Annotated in this window: 11 protein-coding genes; 6 read left to right on the top strand and 5 right to left on the bottom strand. The window is 70.4% G+C overall.

Going from position 1 to position 14,400, the window contains the following annotated elements:
- Nucleotides 1-65: 65 nt before the first annotated feature.
- The 3 genes from ABMQ42_RS12710 to sucB all read left to right on the top strand — a co-directional run bounded on the left by ABMQ42_RS12710 (nucleotide 66) and on the right by sucB (nucleotide 4,723).
- Nucleotides 66-1,535, top strand: coding sequence for a leucyl aminopeptidase (locus tag ABMQ42_RS12710; RefSeq protein ID WP_349723361.1), 1,470 nt, complete (start codon nucleotides 66-68; stop codon nucleotides 1,533-1,535).
- On the top strand, nucleotides 1,532-2,905 hold the full coding sequence (gene lpdA, locus ABMQ42_RS12705) for a dihydrolipoyl dehydrogenase (protein ID WP_349723360.1): 1,374 nt from the start codon (nucleotides 1,532-1,534) through the stop codon (nucleotides 2,903-2,905). The genes ABMQ42_RS12710 and lpdA overlap by 4 nt, the downstream gene beginning before the upstream one ends.
- 63 nt (nucleotides 2,906-2,968) lie before the next feature.
- Nucleotides 2,969-4,723 carry a 2-oxoglutarate dehydrogenase, E2 component, dihydrolipoamide succinyltransferase gene (gene sucB / locus ABMQ42_RS12700; protein ID WP_349723359.1) on the top strand — a complete coding sequence of 585 codons (1,755 nt, stop codon included), beginning with the start codon at nucleotides 2,969-2,971 and terminating at the stop codon, nucleotides 4,721-4,723.
- A 6-nt stretch (nucleotides 4,724-4,729) separates the two neighbouring features.
- On the opposite strand, the gene ABMQ42_RS12695 is transcribed toward sucB, so the two are convergent.
- Nucleotides 4,730-5,998, bottom strand: coding sequence for a hypothetical protein (locus tag ABMQ42_RS12695; protein ID WP_349723358.1), 1,269 nt, complete (start codon nucleotides 5,996-5,998; stop codon nucleotides 4,730-4,732).
- A 116-nt stretch (nucleotides 5,999-6,114) separates the two neighbouring features.
- Between ABMQ42_RS12695 and ABMQ42_RS12690 the strand changes: the two genes are divergently transcribed.
- Nucleotides 6,115-6,825: a DUF4191 family protein gene (locus ABMQ42_RS12690; protein WP_349723357.1), complete on the top strand. Its 711-nt coding sequence runs from the start codon at nucleotides 6,115-6,117 to the stop codon at nucleotides 6,823-6,825.
- Between the two features lie 12 nt (nucleotides 6,826-6,837).
- Here the strand turns inward: ABMQ42_RS12690 and ABMQ42_RS12685 are convergent, their stop codons facing one another.
- Nucleotides 6,838-7,254 carry an RDD family protein gene (locus ABMQ42_RS12685; protein ID WP_349723647.1) on the bottom strand — a complete coding sequence of 139 codons (417 nt, stop codon included), beginning with the start codon at nucleotides 7,252-7,254 and terminating at the stop codon, nucleotides 6,838-6,840.
- A gap of 138 nt (nucleotides 7,255-7,392) precedes the next feature.
- On the opposite strand from ABMQ42_RS12685, the gene glnA (ABMQ42_RS12680) reads away from it, so the two are divergent.
- The gene (glnA, locus tag ABMQ42_RS12680) at nucleotides 7,393-8,817 is read left to right on the top strand and encodes a type I glutamate--ammonia ligase (protein WP_349723356.1); all 1,425 of its coding nucleotides are present in this window, start codon (nucleotides 7,393-7,395) and stop codon (nucleotides 8,815-8,817) included.
- Nucleotides 8,818-8,868: 51 nt separating this feature from the next.
- Here the strand turns inward: glnA (ABMQ42_RS12680) and ABMQ42_RS12675 are convergent, their stop codons facing one another.
- The 3 genes from ABMQ42_RS12675 to ABMQ42_RS12665 are packed head-to-tail and all read right to left on the bottom strand — an operon-like array spanning nucleotide 8,869 to nucleotide 13,448.
- On the bottom strand, nucleotides 8,869-11,847 hold the full coding sequence (locus ABMQ42_RS12675) for a bifunctional [glutamine synthetase] adenylyltransferase/[glutamine synthetase]-adenylyl-L-tyrosine phosphorylase (protein WP_349723355.1): 2,979 nt from the start codon (nucleotides 11,845-11,847) through the stop codon (nucleotides 8,869-8,871).
- A 16-nt stretch (nucleotides 11,848-11,863) separates the two neighbouring features.
- The gene (gene glnA, locus ABMQ42_RS12670; RefSeq protein ID WP_349723354.1) at nucleotides 11,864-13,201 is read right to left on the bottom strand and encodes a type I glutamate--ammonia ligase; all 1,338 of its coding nucleotides are present in this window, start codon (nucleotides 13,199-13,201) and stop codon (nucleotides 11,864-11,866) included.
- Between the two features lie 25 nt (nucleotides 13,202-13,226).
- Nucleotides 13,227-13,448 carry an SPOR domain-containing protein gene (locus ABMQ42_RS12665; RefSeq protein WP_349723353.1) on the bottom strand — a complete coding sequence of 74 codons (222 nt, stop codon included), beginning with the start codon at nucleotides 13,446-13,448 and terminating at the stop codon, nucleotides 13,227-13,229.
- A 126-nt stretch (nucleotides 13,449-13,574) separates the two neighbouring features.
- Between ABMQ42_RS12665 and ppgK the strand changes: the two genes are divergently transcribed.
- On the top strand, nucleotides 13,575-14,339 hold the full coding sequence (gene ppgK, locus ABMQ42_RS12660) for a polyphosphate--glucose phosphotransferase (RefSeq protein ID WP_349723352.1): 765 nt from the start codon (nucleotides 13,575-13,577) through the stop codon (nucleotides 14,337-14,339).
- The last annotated feature ends 61 nt before the right edge of the window (nucleotides 14,340-14,400 follow it).

The following is a 14,400-nucleotide window of genomic DNA, read 5'->3' as shown; positions in this document are numbered from 1 at the left end:
AGTGTCGTCCCACACGCGGGACGCATCCCGCTGACAGCGAACAGCCCGCTCGTAGGATGGAGGACATGCCGTTTCCGAAGCTGGCCGCGCGCACGACGCCTCCGACCCAGTCCGATGTCGAACTCCTGATCCTCGCTCTCCCTCCGCTGGACGGGCCCACACCCCCGGACCTGTCCGATCGGCCGGGTCTTGACGAGGCGCTGACCTCCGTCGGGTTCACCGGCGCGGTCGGCGAGACCGTGCGGGTGCCCGTCCCCGGCCACGCCCGCCTGGCGGTGGTCGGCACCGGCGCCGCTCCCTCGGCGTCCGATGTGCGCGATGCGGTGGGTACCGCCGTCCGCACGCTCACGGGCTTCGAGAGCGCCGCCGTGCTCGTTCCGGGTGCGGACGCCGCCGCGCAGCGCGCGGCACTGGAGGGCGCCGCCCTGGGCGGGTACTGGTTCGACGACTACAAGTCCGCGACAGACCGCAAACGCCCCGCCGCTGCCGTCACCGTGCACGGTGCGGATCTCACGGACGACGACGTGACGAGGGTGGATGCCGCGGCCGCCGCCGTCGCGCTCGTCAAGGACCTGGCGGCCACGCCCGCCCAGTGGCTCGGTCCGCAGGACCTCGTCGACCGCGCCCTCGATGCCGTGGCCGACCTGCCCGTCGACGTGCACGTGTTCGATGAGGCCGAGCTCGCCGAAGGCGGCTTCGGAGGCATCCTCGGCGTCGGTCAGGGTTCGGAGCGCCCGCCCCGCCTGGTGCGCCTCGACTACGCGCCGGCCGGTGCCTCCGGTCATGTCGCCCTCGTCGGCAAGGGGATCACCTTCGACACCGGCGGCCTCTCCCTCAAGCCCCCCACAGGCATGGTCGGCATGAAGTTCGACATGACGGGGGCCGCCACGGTCCTCGCCGTCGTGCGCGCAGCCGCGGTCCTCGCGCTCCCGGTGCGGGTCACCGCCTGGATGTGCATCGCCGACAACATGCCCTCGGGCAAGGCCATCCGTCCCGGCGACGTGCTGCGCATCAGCGACGGAACGAGCGTCGAAGTGCTGAACACCGATGCCGAGGGCCGGCTGGTGCTCGCCGACGGGTTGGCCGCGGCCAGCCGCGAGAACCCCGACGTCATCGTCGACGTCGCCACCCTCACCGGTGCGATCCTCGTGGCCCTCGGGACACGCCACACCGGTGTCATGGGCTCCGACGAGGCGGTGGCCGACTACCTCGCCGCCGCCGGCGAGACCGACGAGCTCGCCTGGCATCTGCCACTGCCCGCCCATATGGAGAAGGAACTCGACTCCCCCATCGCCGACCTGCAGAACGCGAAGATCGGCGACCGGTCCGGAGGGTCGCTGTTCGCGGGCCTCTTCCTGCAGCGCTTCGTCGGACGCGTCTCCGACGACGACGGCGCGCCGCGCATCCCCTGGGTGCATCTCGACATCGCTGGTTCGGGCGAGAACGGCGGTTCGCCGTTCGGCTTCACCGACAAGGGACCCACCGGCGCGACCGTGCGGGCGCTGCTGGCGTTCATCGAGGGGGTGCGCGCATGAGCGAGCGCAGTTTCGACGTCGTCGTCCTCGGCGGCGGCAGCGGCGGGTACGCCGCCGCCCTCCGCCTCGCCGAGCTCGGCAAGAGCGTCGCACTCGTCGAGAAGGACAAGCTGGGCGGCACCTGCCTGCACCGCGGCTGCATCCCCACCAAGGCGCTGCTGCACGCCGCCGAAGTCGCCGACGCCGCGCGGGATGCCGCCTCCTTCGGCGTCCGCGCACAGCTCGACGGCATCGACCCGGCGGCCCTGCGCACCTACTGCGAGGGCATCGTCGCGAAGAAGCACAAGGGTCTGCAGGGACTGATCAAGGCGCGAGGGATCACCGTCGTCGACGGCGAGGGCCGACTGCTCCCCGACCACGGGATCCAGGTCGGCGACGACGTCCTGCGCGGCACCGACGTCGTGCTCGCGACCGGCTCGTACAGCCGGACGCTGCCTGCGCTCGAGATCGGCGGACGGATCATCACCAGCGAGCAGGCCCTCGGCCTCGACGAGGTGCCCCGGCGGGTCCTCGTGCTCGGCGGTGGTGTGATCGGCGTCGAGTTCGCCAGCGTGTGGCGCTCGTTCGGCGCCGAGGTGACGATCATCGAGGCGCTCGATCATCTCGTCCCCAACGAGGATCTCGCACTCAGCAAGGGACTCGAGCGCGCGTTCCGCAAGCGCGGCGTCGCGTTCTCGCTCGGCGTACGGTTCGCCTCCGCCACGCAGGATGACGACGCGGTCACCGTCACCCTCGAGGACGGCAAGAGCTTCGAGGCCGACTATCTGCTCGTCGCCGTCGGTCGCGGCCCGGTGACGGCGGACCTCGGCTACGAAGAGGCCGGCGTCGTGCTCGACCGCGGCTTCGTCCGAGTCGACGACCGGCTCCGCACCGACGCCCCGCATGTCTGGGCCGTCGGCGACATCGTCCCCGGGCTCCAACTCGCCCACCGCGGCTTCCAGCAGGGGATCTTCGTCGCCGAGCAGATCGGCGGGCTCGCCCCGATCGCCGTGCCGGAGACGCAGATCCCCAAGGTCACCTACTGCAGTCCCGAGGTCGCCTCCGTGGGCCTCACCGAGGCGCAGGCGATCGAACGGCACGGCGCCGACGGTGTGCGCTCATACGAGTTCAACCTCGCCGGCAACGGCAAGAGCGAGATCATCGGAACGGCGGGTCTCGTCAAGGTCGTCCGTGCCGTCGACGGCCCCGTGCTCGGCGTGCACCTGCTCGGCGACCGGGTCGGTGAGCTCATCACCGAGGGCCAGCTCGCCGTCGGGTGGGAGGCGCACCCCGAAGACATCGCTCCTCTCATCCACGCCCACCCCACTCAGAGCGAGGCGCTCGGCGAGGCTTTCCTCGCGCTTGCAGGCAAGCCGCTGCATGCCCTGTGACACGCGGCGGCGCACACGCATCACTAAGCTAGAGACGACATCGGCTTCAAAGGAGACACATCCATGAGCACTTCCGTGGTCCTCCCCCCGCTCGGCGAGAGCGTGACAGAGGGAACGGTCACCCGCTGGCTCAAGAACGTCGGGGACACCGTCCAGGAGGACGAGGGCCTGCTCGAGATCTCCACGGACAAGGTGGACACCGAGATTCCCTCGCCCGTCTCGGGCGTCCTCGAGGACATCCTGGTCCAGGAGGACGAGACCGTCGAGGTCGGCGCGATCCTCGCGCACATCGGCGATGGCTCCGGCGCGGCCCCGGCCGCCGAGCAGCCCGCCGCCGAAGAGACGCCCGCATCCGAGCCCGAGCCGGCCCCGGCGGAGGCCCCCGCTCCCGAGCCTGCACCCGCCGCACCGGCGGCCGAGTCGGCGCCCGCCGCACCGGCCGCGTCGGGCGGCAAGGACATCCTCCTTCCAGAGCTCGGCGAGAGCGTGACCGAGGGCACCGTCACCCGGTGGCTGAAGCAGGTGGGCGACAGCGTCGAGGTCGACGAGCCGCTGCTCGAGATCTCCACCGACAAGGTCGACACCGAGATCCCCTCACCGCTCGCCGGAACGCTGCAGGAGATCCTCGTGCAGGAGGACGAGACCGTCGAGGTCGGTTCCGTGCTCGGTCGCATCGGGGAAGGCGCGGCGGCAGAAGCCGCTCCCGCCGCCGAGCCCGCACCCGCCGCCGAGCCCGCTCCGGCGGCACCCGCACCCGCTCCGGCGGCACCCGCACCCGCCCCGGCCGCCCCTGCCCCGCAGGCAGCCCCCGCAGCCCCGGCTCCGGCCCCCGCGGCCCCCGCGGCGCCCGCTCCGGCAGCCCCGGCGGCGCCGGCCCCGGCAGCGGCTTCCGCCGATGACGAGGTCACCTACGTCACACCGCTCGTGCGTCGGCTGGCGCAGCAGCAGGGCGTCGACCTGGCCACTGTCAAGGGAACCGGCGTCGGCGGACGCATCCGCAAGGAAGACGTGCTCAAGGCCGCCGAGGCGGCACAGGCACAGGCGTCGGCGCCCGCCGCCCAGGCGACGCCGGCAGCCGCACCCGCTCCGCTCGAGGTCTCGCCGCTGCGCGGCACGACCCAGCCGATGTCGCGTCTGCGGAAGGTCCTCGCCGAGCGCGCTGTGGCCTCGATGCAGCAGACGGCGCAGCTGACGACCGTCGTCGAGGTGGACGTCACCCGCTTGGCCGCCCTGCGTGACCGCGTCAAGGCGGACTTCCTGTCGAAGACCGGTGACAAGCTGTCGTTCCTGCCGTTCTTCACGCTGGCGGCCGCTGAGGCGCTGCAGGCGTTCCCGGTGATCAACGCCACGGTGGACGGCGACCAGGTCGTCTACCCCGCCACCGAGAACGTCTCGATCGCGGTCGACACCGAGCGCGGACTGCTCACCCCGGTCCTGCGCGACGCGGGTGCGAAGAACGTCGCGCAGATCGCGCACGAGATCGCCGATCTCGCCGCGCGGACGCGCGACAACAAGCTCAAGCCCGACGAGCTGGCCGGCGGCACGTTCACAGTCACCAACACCGGGTCGCGCGGTGCACTGTTCGACACCCCGGTGGTGTTCCTGCCCCAGTCGGCGATCCTCGGCACCGGCACGGTCGTGAAGCGCCCCGGCGTGGTCTCGGTCGACGGCAAGGACGCGATCTCCATCCGCTCGTACGTGTACCTGGCGCTCTCGTACGATCACCGCATCGTCGACGGCGCCGACGCGGCCCGCTTCCTCGGCGCGGTGAAGGCCCGCCTCGAGGCCGGCGATTTCGAGGGCTCGCTCGGGATCTGATCCGAATCACCCCTCCGGCTGCTCCGCGACGTCCCTGATGTCGCGGAGCAGCCATTTTCCGTCCTGCTGGACGACCACCACGAACCGGTCGGGGAGTCCGTCTGCGCTCAGGCGCACGACGGCCGCGCCGCCGAAGTCGTCGAGCAGCACCACCTCGCGCTCCTCTGCGGCCGTCACGTCGGCGGTGAAGTGCGCGTCAGGGTCCTCCTGCGTCGCCGCACGGCATGCGGTCGTGGGGCATTCTGCGCGGCGGTCCAGAAGGTCGCCCACGATATCCACGAGTTCACGAGGCGCGGTCGCCGTCGCCGACGCGGACCGCGACGGGGACCGCGATGGCGACTCCGACGGATGAGTGACTGTGGGCGAGGGATGCCGCGGCTCCGCCACCGCCGGGTCCTCACCGCCGCGCGGCCAGAGGAGTCCCGCGCCCAGGACGAGCGCTCCGGCGACGCCCGCGGCGATGAGCGGGTGCTTCCTGCGCCCGGTCGGCGGGCGGTCCGCCCGTGCTCTGCGCCACACCGCGGTCACGACGCGCGAGACGAGCTCGCCGAGCCCGGCATCCACGTTCTCGACCACCGCGTCCCGCCACCGGGTCTTCGCCGTCGTCGCCGTGAGACCGCCCGTCTCCATCGGGACGCGACGCAGGTCGGGCATCGCCAGAATCGACGTCGCGACGGGCTCCGCGCGCGCCGCTGCGAACAGCGCCGCCTCGACGTCGGTCACCTCCTGCGGCACCCGGCGCGGGTCCGCAAGCACGTCGGCGGCCAGCTCGAGCGCGGCCGACAGAGCGGGGTCGGCCCCGCCCCTCATCTCCCTCACCGCCTCGGCCGCAGTGTGCGCGGCGCCCGAATCGCCACCGCCCACGAGCATCGGCCGCCCGCTGTCGTCCAGCCACCACTCGCCGCAGGGCTGCTCAGGACCGAGTGACAGCGCCTCCGCCGCGCCTCGGACCAGGCTCACGGCGAGTGTCACGATCTCGCCGGCGCCCAGCGGCGCCCCACCCGTGCGGCGACTCAGGAATGCCGCCAGGGGCTGCACGCAGACGGGAAGGACGGCCGCCACGCCGGCGGGGGTGCGCACCAGGTCGGTCGCGGCGGCGAGATGCTCGGCGCCGGCACCACTCCAGGCGATGGCGCCTTCCACGTCTGCCGAGTCGACGAGAAGGCACCGACCGCCGTCATCGGCCTGGGCGAGGACGGCCGCCCACGGTGCGTCCGGTGGCCGCACGGCACGCAGAGGGCGAGGGCCGGCCGGGAGTGCGAGGGTGGATGACATCTCCCCAGTCTCCGCACGGCCGACGGGATCATGGGTCGTCGGTCGCGGATCTGTGGACAACCGACGAGACGGTCTCGACTGGGGAGGAACCGCGGCGAAAAGGTAGGCTGGACATCATGGCCGCACGCAGTACCCAGACCGAGAAGAAGCAGAACTTCTTCAAACAGCTCAAGTCGCTCTTCGACTTCACCAAGGACGTCTTCCCCTGGTTGCTGTGGGCTGAGATCGGCATCCTCGTCGTCGGCATCTGGGTCGGCATCCTCATCGGCTTCCTGCTCACACCGGGCGTGTGGTGGAGCATCACGCTGTGGGGCCTCACGGGTCTCCTGCTCGGTGTGCTCGGCGGCCTCATGCTGCTGACGCGGCTGTCGACCAAGGCGATGTACGAGAAGATCGACGGTCGGCCCGGCGCCACCGGTCACGTGCTGTCGACCTCTCTCGGCCGCAACTGGACCGCCGGTGACACCCCGGTGGGCGTCAACCCGAAGACGCAGGACGCCGTATACCGCGCCGTCGGGCGCGGCGGGGTCGTCGTGGTCGGAGAAGGTGCGCGCGGCCGTCTGACGCGTCTGGTCAACGAAGAGCGTGCGAAGGTCAAGCGCGTGGCCAGCGGCGTTCCCGTCACCGTCCTGTACGTGGGTCACGGCGACGACGACGTGGCGATCGCCGACCTCGCCAAGACGATCAAGAAGCTGCCCAAGGCGATCAACCGCGCCACGCAGGCGGCCGTCATCAAGCGCATCGACTCCGTGTCGCAGTCGCTGGCGTCGCTGCCGATCCCGAAGGGCATCGACCCGATGAAGGCGCGCGCACCCCGTCCCCGGTGACGGCTCCGCGCGTCAGGCGCGGATGAGCACGGTGCCCGCGGCCTTGTCGTGCAGCCCGCGCTGATCCGCGTCCCAGATCAGCGCCGGCAGCACGAGGAACAGCAGCGCCGTGCGCACGATCGGCCGCCACAGGCCGACCCAGCCGCCCTTGAGCGGCACGACGCGCATGCCGAGCAGTCGGTGCCCGGGGCTGCCGCCCAACGTCGGGATGAAGACGATCTGCACCAGGGCGAAGATGATGTTCGTCGCGATCGGATCGGCCACCGGCATCCCGGTCACCGCATCCACATGGTGGAAGAACGCGTAGCCGATGATCGTGGCGCAGGCGAGGTCGATGGCAAGCGCCCCCAGGCGCCTGCCGAACCGGGCGATGCTTCCCCGGCCGGAGTCGGGGAGTCCGAGTCGTTCGCCGGGGTGGGAGGAGACCATCGCGTCAGGCACCCATACAGCCTAGACGGGGCGCCCGTGTAACATGCCGGAAACATCACAGACACTCCCGGGCAACGGGTCCCGGGTAGTTTCAGTGACGCCCGTTGGGCGATCATCCCCACCCGAACTGGAGAGCACATGTTCAAGGACTCCTCCGAGGTGCTGGCGTTCATCAAGGACGAGGACGTCAAGTTCCTCGACATCCGCTTCACGGATCTCCCTGGTGTGCAGCAGCACTTCAACATCCCCGCCTCGACCGTCGACGAAGACTTCTTCAGCATCGGGCAGCTGTTCGACGGGTCGTCGATCCGGGGGTTCGCGAGCATCCACGAGTCGGACATGCAGCTCATCCCCGACGTGACGACCGCGTACGTCGACCCGTTCCGCGAGGCGAAGACGCTCGTCATGCTCTTCGACATCTACAACCCGCGCACGGGTGAGATCTACGGCAAGGACCCCCGCCAGGTCGCCAAGAAGGCCGAGAAGTACCTCGCCTCGACCGGGATCGCCGACACCGCGTTCTTCGCCCCCGAGGCGGAGTTCTACATCTTCGACGACGTGCGCTACGAGGTGAAGCAGAACGCGAGCTTCTACTCGGTCGACTCCGAAGAAGGCGCCTGGAACACCGGCCGCACCGAAGAGGGCGGCAACCTCGCCAACAAGACGCCGTACAAGGGCGGGTACTTCCCCGTCTCCCCCGTCGACAAGACCGCCGACCTGCGCGACGACATCAGCCTGCACCTGATCGACGCGGGGCTCGAGCTCGAGCGCGCGCACCACGAGGTGGGCACCGGCGGCCAGCAGGAGATCAACTACCGCTTCGACACCATGGTGCACGCGGCCGACGACATCCTGAAGTTCAAGTACATCGTCAAGAACGTCGCCGAGCAGTGGGGCAAGGTCGCGACCTTCATGCCCAAGCCGCTGTACGGCGACAACGGCTCCGGCATGCACACGCACCAGTCGCTGTGGCTCGGCGGGCAGCCGCTCTTCTACGACGAGAAGGGCTACGGCGGGCTCTCCGACATCGCGCGCTGGTACATCGGCGGCCTCCTGAAGCACGCCGCCTCCGTGCTCGCGTTCACGAACCCCACGCTGAACAGCTACCACCGCCTGGTCAAGGGCTTCGAGGCGCCGGTCAACCTGGTCTACTCGGCCGGCAACCGCTCGGCGGCGATCCGCATCCCGATCACCGGCTCCAACCCGAAGGCCAAGCGCATCGAGTTCCGCGCGCCCGACGCGTCCGGCAACCCGTACCTCGCCTTCGCCGCGCAGCTGATGGCGGGCCTCGACGGCATCAAGAACCGCATCGAGCCGCACGAGCCCATCGACAAGGACCTCTACGAGCTGCCGCCCGAGGAGGCCAAGGACATCCCGCAGGTCCCGAACTCGCTGCAGGACTCGCTCGACGCCCTCGCCGCCGACCACGCGTTCCTCCTCGAGGGCGGAGTGTTCACCGAGGAGCTCATCCAGACCTGGATCGAGTACAAGCTCGAGAACGAGATCAAGCCGCTGGCCCAGCGCCCGCACCCCTTCGAGTACGAGCTCTACTTCGGGGTCTGATCCCGACACTCGTGAAGAGCCCCGGCCGACCGCCGGGGCTCTTTCGCGTCCTCAGCCGTAGAACAGCTTCTCGAAGACCCGACGTGCCCGGCGCGAAGCACGCATCCAGGCCTCCTCGACCGCGGTCGCCGAGCGCGGCGGAAACTCCAGCAGGCGGCCGATGCCGTCCAGGTCCCGTCGGTCCGCCGGGAGAACATCGCTCGTCCGACCCGACAGGAGCGTGTGCGCCGACCGCAGGCGGCTGGCGAGCCGCCACGCCTGCCGTAGCCGGTCCGCAGCGGCCTCGGGCACGAGACCGGCGTCGACCGCGGCATCCATCCCTCCCAGCGTCGAGGTCGTCCGCAGGGCGGGCAGCCGTGCGGCGTGCTCCAGCTGCAGCAGCTGCACGAGCCACTCCACGTCGCTGAGCCCACCCGGCCCGAGTTTGAGGTGCCGCTCGGGCGCGGCCCCCTGCGGCAGGCGTTCGGACTCGACCCGGGCCTTGATGCGTCGGATCTCGCGCAGCCCCGTCTCGTCGACCTGCGCGGGGTATCGAACATCGTCGGCCAGTGACATGAAGTCATCGAGCAGGGACGGCGATCCGGCCACCGGCCGCGCTCGGAGGAGCGCCTGGGCCTCCCACGACAGCGACCAGCGGCGGTAGTACTCCCGATACGCGTCGAGCGAGCGTACCAGCGGGCCATTGCGCCCCTCCGGACGCAGGTCGGCATCCAGCTCCAGCGGCGTCCGGTTGTCTTCGGAGTGCTCGCGCAGGCCCGCCACGATCGCACGTGCGTGCGCCTGGGCGCGCTCGGGGTCGAGCCCTCCCGCGCGCTGCACGAACAGCACGTCCGCGTCCGAGCCGAATCCCAGCTCCGCTCCCCCGTAGCGACCCATCGCGATGATCGCGAACTCCAGAGCACGGTCGGCCTCCGGCACGACATCCCGGTAGACGATCTCCAGCAGCGTGCGCAGCGTCACATCGGTGATGTCGGTGAGCGAGGTCGCGAGCTCTTCGAGCGTGACCACGCCCAGCACGGCCGCCATGGCCGTGCGCAGCAGCTCGCGACGACGCAGCCCGCGCACGGCCCGCGCGGCGGACGCCACGGAGGTGTGCCGGGTGTGGATCGCGCGCGCTTCCTGCGCGAGGGCCGCGGCGCTGCGCGGCCGCAGCGTGGCATCGTCATCCAGCCACGCCACCGACTCGGGTATCCACTCCATCAGCTCGCCGATGTAGCGAGATCCGGAGAGCACCCGGGTGAGGCTCTCCGCCGCGCCCGACGAGTCGCGCAGCATCCGCAGGAACCACGGCGTGTCGCCCAGCCGCTCACTGATCCGCCGGAAGGCGAGCAGCCCGTAGTCGGGGTCCACACCGTCGGCGAACCAGCGCAGCATCACCGGCATCAGGTGGCGCTGGATCACGACCTTGCGGCTGATCCCCGTCGTGAGCGCGCCGATGTGCCGCAGGGCGCCCGCGGGGTCGGTGAACCCGATCGCCGACAGCCGGTCGAGAGCCTGCTCCGGTGAGAGCGCGCGCTCTTCCTCGGGCAGTGCGGCGACGGCCGACAGCAGCGGACGGTAGAACAGGCGGACGTGGATGTCGCGGACCTCGCGCTTCACCTGCTCCCAGAGCTCCCACACTCCGTCGCCCGTGTCCGCGAGCCGGCTGGCACGGGCAAGCACCCGCAGCTCCTCCGGGCGGTCGGGCATCAGATGCGTGCGGCGGAGCTCACGCAGCTGCACGCGGTGCTCGAGCACGCGCAGCAGGCGGTAGTCGCGGTCGAACACGGCGGTGTCGGCCCGACCGATGTATCCCTCGGCCACGAGCGCATCGAGCGCATCGAGCGTGCCGCGCACGCGCACCGCGTCGTCGCTCAGCCCGTGCACGAGCTGAAGGAGCTGGACGGTGAACTCGATGTCACGGATGCCGCCGGGGCCCAGTTTGATCTGCAGGGGCACCTCGTCGGGAGGGATGTGCTCGGTGACGCGCTCGCGCATGTGCTGCACGCTGTCGACGAAGTTCTCGCGTGCCGCGCTGCTCCACACCCGCTCCCGCACGGCGTCGACATACCGTTCGCCGAGCTCCGCGTCACCCGCGATGTACCGGGCCTTCAGCAGGGCCTGGAACTCCCAGCTGTGCGCCCACCGGTCGTAGTACGAGAGGTGCGACTCCAGTGTGCGCACGAGCGCGCCCTGCTTGCCCTCGGGACGAAGGTTCGCATCCACATCCCACAACGCCGGTTCGGTCTCGATGCCCGAGATCCCCGCCATCGTCTGCACCGCCAGGCGCGTGGCCACGTCCACCGCCCGGGCCTCGGCGATCGAGTCGTCGCTCGGCCCGCCCACGAAGATGACGTCGACGTCGCTGACATAGTTCAGCTCGCGCGCACCGCACTTGCCCATGCCGATGATCGCGAACGCGGTGGCGGCCACGTCGGCCTGCGGGAACATCGCCAGCGTCGTCGACAGCCGCGTGCGCGCCACCGACAGCGACGCCTCCAGCGCCGCGCCGGCCGCGTCGGCGAGTGCCGCGGCGACATCCTTCAGCGCCGCGACCGGGTCGTCTGCGAGAAGATCGTGGACGGCGATGGATGCCAGCATCCGGCGATATCGCACCCGCAGCGCGACCCACGACTCCTCCGACCCGTCGGCGGCGAAGCCGTCCACGGCACCGACCGCCTCCTGCAGCTGGTCGCGCAGCTCGTCGGCGGTCGGCAGCGGCGCACCCGGCGCCGGCAGCCGGGACAGTTCATCGGGATGCCGCAGGTAGAAGTCCGCGAAGCCGCGGGACGCGCCGAACAGCGCCCACGCGCTGCGCGCCCGCGCCTCGTCGGCGAGCACCGCGCGGACGGCGTCCGCATCACGGCGCGCGACCCGCAGCATCCCGTCCACCGCCCCGTCGGGGTCGGCGGCGACGCCGGCTCCGTCGGTGAGCAGCGGCCGCGGAAGGTCGAGGACCGTGGCGAGCTCCTCGAGCCGCGCATCCGCCTCGCCGAGGGCGGTGAAGCCGAGACGCGCGAGGGCGGTCAGTCCGGTTGCGCGGTCTGCCATGTCGCCACCCGACGCGTCAGAGCATCTCGAGGTTGCGCCGCAGCTCGAACGGCGTGACCTGCGAGCGGTATTCCCCCCACTCGCGGCGCTTGTTCAGCAGCACGTAGTTGAACATCTGCTCGCCGAGCGTCTCGGCGACCAGCTCCGACTCCTCGAGGTACTCCAGCGCGTGCTCGAGGCTCGACGGCAGTGCCGAGAAGCCCAGCGCACGGCGCTCTCCCGGTGTCAGGGACCACACGTTGTCCTCGGCCTCAGCGGGCAGCTCGTACTCCTCCTCGATGCCCTTGAGCCCCGCCGCCAGCATGAGCGCGTACGCGAGATACGGGTTCGCGGCGGAGTCGAGCGCGCGGTACTCCACGCGCGACGACTGCCCCTTGTTCGGCTTGTACATCGGCACGCGCACGAGGGCGGAGCGGTTGTTGTGACCCCAGCAGACGTAGCTCGGAGCCTCGTCGCCGCCCCACAGCCGCTTGTACGAGTTGACGAACTGGTTCGTCACCGCCGAGATCTCGTTCGCGTGCCTCAGCAGGCCGGCGATGAAATGACGGCCGATGCGCGAGAGCTGGTACTGCGCGCCCGCCTCGTAGAACGCGTTGACGTCGCCCTCGAACAGCGACATGTGCGTGTGCATGCCGCTGCCCGGCTGGTCGCTGAGCGGCTTGGGCATGAACGTCGCGTAGACGCCCTGCTCGATCGCGACCTCCTTCACCACGGTGCGGAAGGTCTGGATGTTGTCGGCCGTGGTCAGCGCGTCGGCGTACCGCAGATCGATCTCGTTCTGTCCGGGCCCGCCCTCGTGGTGGCTGTACTCGACGGAGATGCCCAGGTCTTCCAGCATCCGCACCGAACGACGACGGAAGTCGTGGGCGGTCCCGCCGGGGACGTTGTCGAAGTAGCCCGCGGAATCGACCGGCTCGGGACCGTCGGGGCCGAACCGGCTCGACTTCAGGAGGTAGAACTCGATCTCCGGGTGCGTGTAGAACGTGAAGCCTGCATCGCTGGCCTTCGCGAGCGCGCGCTTGAGCACATATCGCGGGTCGGCGACGGCCGGCTGCCCGTCGGGCGTCGTGATATCGCAGAACATGCGCGCGGTCGGATCGATCTCGCCGCGCCACGGCAGGATCTGGAAGGTGGTCGGGTCGGGATTGGCCAGCAGGTCTGACTCGTACGACCGGGTCAGCCCCTCGATGGCCGATCCGTCGAAGCCGATGCCCTCGGTGAAGGCGCCCTCCACCTCGGCGGGGGCGATCGCGACCGACTTCAGCGTGCCCACCACATCGGTGAACCACAGCCGGACGAACTTCACGCCGCGCTCTTCGATCGTGCGCAGCACGAAGTCACGCTGTTTGTCCATGCTCTCTCCTCCGCTGCTCGCGGTGTCAGCCTTCGATTCCGGCTTCGTCGCCGCCGGACCCCCAGGAGTCCTCGCGACGCTCTTCTTCTTCCCACTGCTTCGACCGCTCGCGGATGATCTCCGGTGCCCGAGCGGCCTCCTCCGCGGTGTCGAAGGGGCCCGCGCGATCCGGCGCCGGCACCTGCATCCCGCGCTCGACCTCGCCGGTCTTCAGGTTGTACCAGTACTTGTCGTCGTTGTCGGCCATGACGCCTCCACGATGCTGATGCGGCCGAGCCGCGGTGGGGCGACCCGCACCGGGCCGCACGTCGATCCTACTGAGAAGACGACATATGGCGCGGGCGCGCACGCGGGGGTGGCTAGGCTGGTGCGCATGGCATCTGGAACGACACGCGCCGTCGGCGTGGACATCGGCGGCACGGGCATCAAGGGTGGCATCGTCGACCTCGAGAAGGGCACGCTGCTCAGCGACAGGATCAAGGTCTCCACACCGAAGGGCGCCAAGCCCGACGACGTGCTGGCCGCGGTGAAAGAGGTGCTGGGCACCCTGGGTGTCGAGGACTCCGACGACATGCCGCTCGGCGTGGCCTTCCCCGCGATCGTCAAGAACGGCAAGACCCTCTCGGCCGCGAACGTCTCCTCCGACTGGATCGGATTCGAAGCCGAGAAGTTCTTCGAGGACGGCCTGGGCCGCGACATCCACTTCGCCAACGACGCCGATGTGGCGGGCGTTGCCGAGGTCCGCTACGGGGCCGCGAAAGGCAAGGGCGGCATCGTCCTGCTGACGACGCTGGGCACCGGCATCGGCACCGCGCTCATCCACGACGGGGTCCTCGTGCCCAACACCGAGCTCGGGCACCTGCAGCGCGCGGGGCATGACAAGGACTTCGAGGCGTACGCGGCGTACTCGGCGATGGAGCGCGACGAACTCTCCTGGAAGCAGTGGGCCAAGCGCCTGCAGAAGTACTACGACCACCTCGAGTTCCTCTTCAGCCCCGACCTGTTCGTCGTCGGCGGCGGCGTCTCCAAGCACGCCGACGAGTTCTTCCCTCTGCTCGATCTGAAGACACCCATCGTTCCCGCCGTGCATCGCAACAACGCGGGCATCATCGGGGCCGCGGCGCTGGCTGCCGACTGATCGCGGACCAACCCGCACACGACAGAAGCCGCCTTCACCGAGTTCGGTGGGGCGGCTTCGT

Origin of the sequence: Microbacterium sp. KR10-403 (genome assembly GCF_040196215.1) — a bacterium.
GTDB lineage: Bacteria > Actinomycetota > Actinomycetes > Actinomycetales > Microbacteriaceae > Microbacterium.
The sequence above is the reverse complement of the archived record's forward strand: the minus strand, read 5'-3'. Positions and strand labels throughout refer to the sequence as shown.

Bases quoted from the DNA above. Each gene is read 5' to 3' on its own strand.
- ABMQ42_RS12710 (WP_349723361.1), top strand. From the start codon at position 66: ATGCCGTTTCCGAAGCTGGCCGCGCGCACGACGCCTCCGACCCAGTCC.
- lpdA (WP_349723360.1), top strand. From the start codon at position 1,532: ATGAGCGAGCGCAGTTTCGACGTCGTCGTCCTCGGCGGCGGCAGCGGC.
- sucB (WP_349723359.1), top strand. From the start codon at position 2,969: ATGAGCACTTCCGTGGTCCTCCCCCCGCTCGGCGAGAGCGTGACAGAG.
- ABMQ42_RS12695 (WP_349723358.1), bottom strand. From the start codon at position 5,998: ATGTCATCCACCCTCGCACTCCCGGCCGGCCCTCGCCCTCTGCGTGCC.
- ABMQ42_RS12690 (WP_349723357.1), top strand. From the start codon at position 6,115: ATGGCCGCACGCAGTACCCAGACCGAGAAGAAGCAGAACTTCTTCAAA.
- ABMQ42_RS12685 (WP_349723647.1), bottom strand. From the start codon at position 7,254: ATGGTCTCCTCCCACCCCGGCGAACGACTCGGACTCCCCGACTCCGGC.
- glnA (WP_349723356.1), top strand. From the start codon at position 7,393: ATGTTCAAGGACTCCTCCGAGGTGCTGGCGTTCATCAAGGACGAGGAC.
- ABMQ42_RS12675 (WP_349723355.1), bottom strand. From the start codon at position 11,847: ATGGCAGACCGCGCAACCGGACTGACCGCCCTCGCGCGTCTCGGCTTC.
- glnA (WP_349723354.1), bottom strand. From the start codon at position 13,201: ATGGACAAACAGCGTGACTTCGTGCTGCGCACGATCGAAGAGCGCGGC.
- ABMQ42_RS12665 (WP_349723353.1), bottom strand. From the start codon at position 13,448: ATGGCCGACAACGACGACAAGTACTGGTACAACCTGAAGACCGGCGAG.
- ppgK (WP_349723352.1), top strand. From the start codon at position 13,575: ATGGCATCTGGAACGACACGCGCCGTCGGCGTGGACATCGGCGGCACG.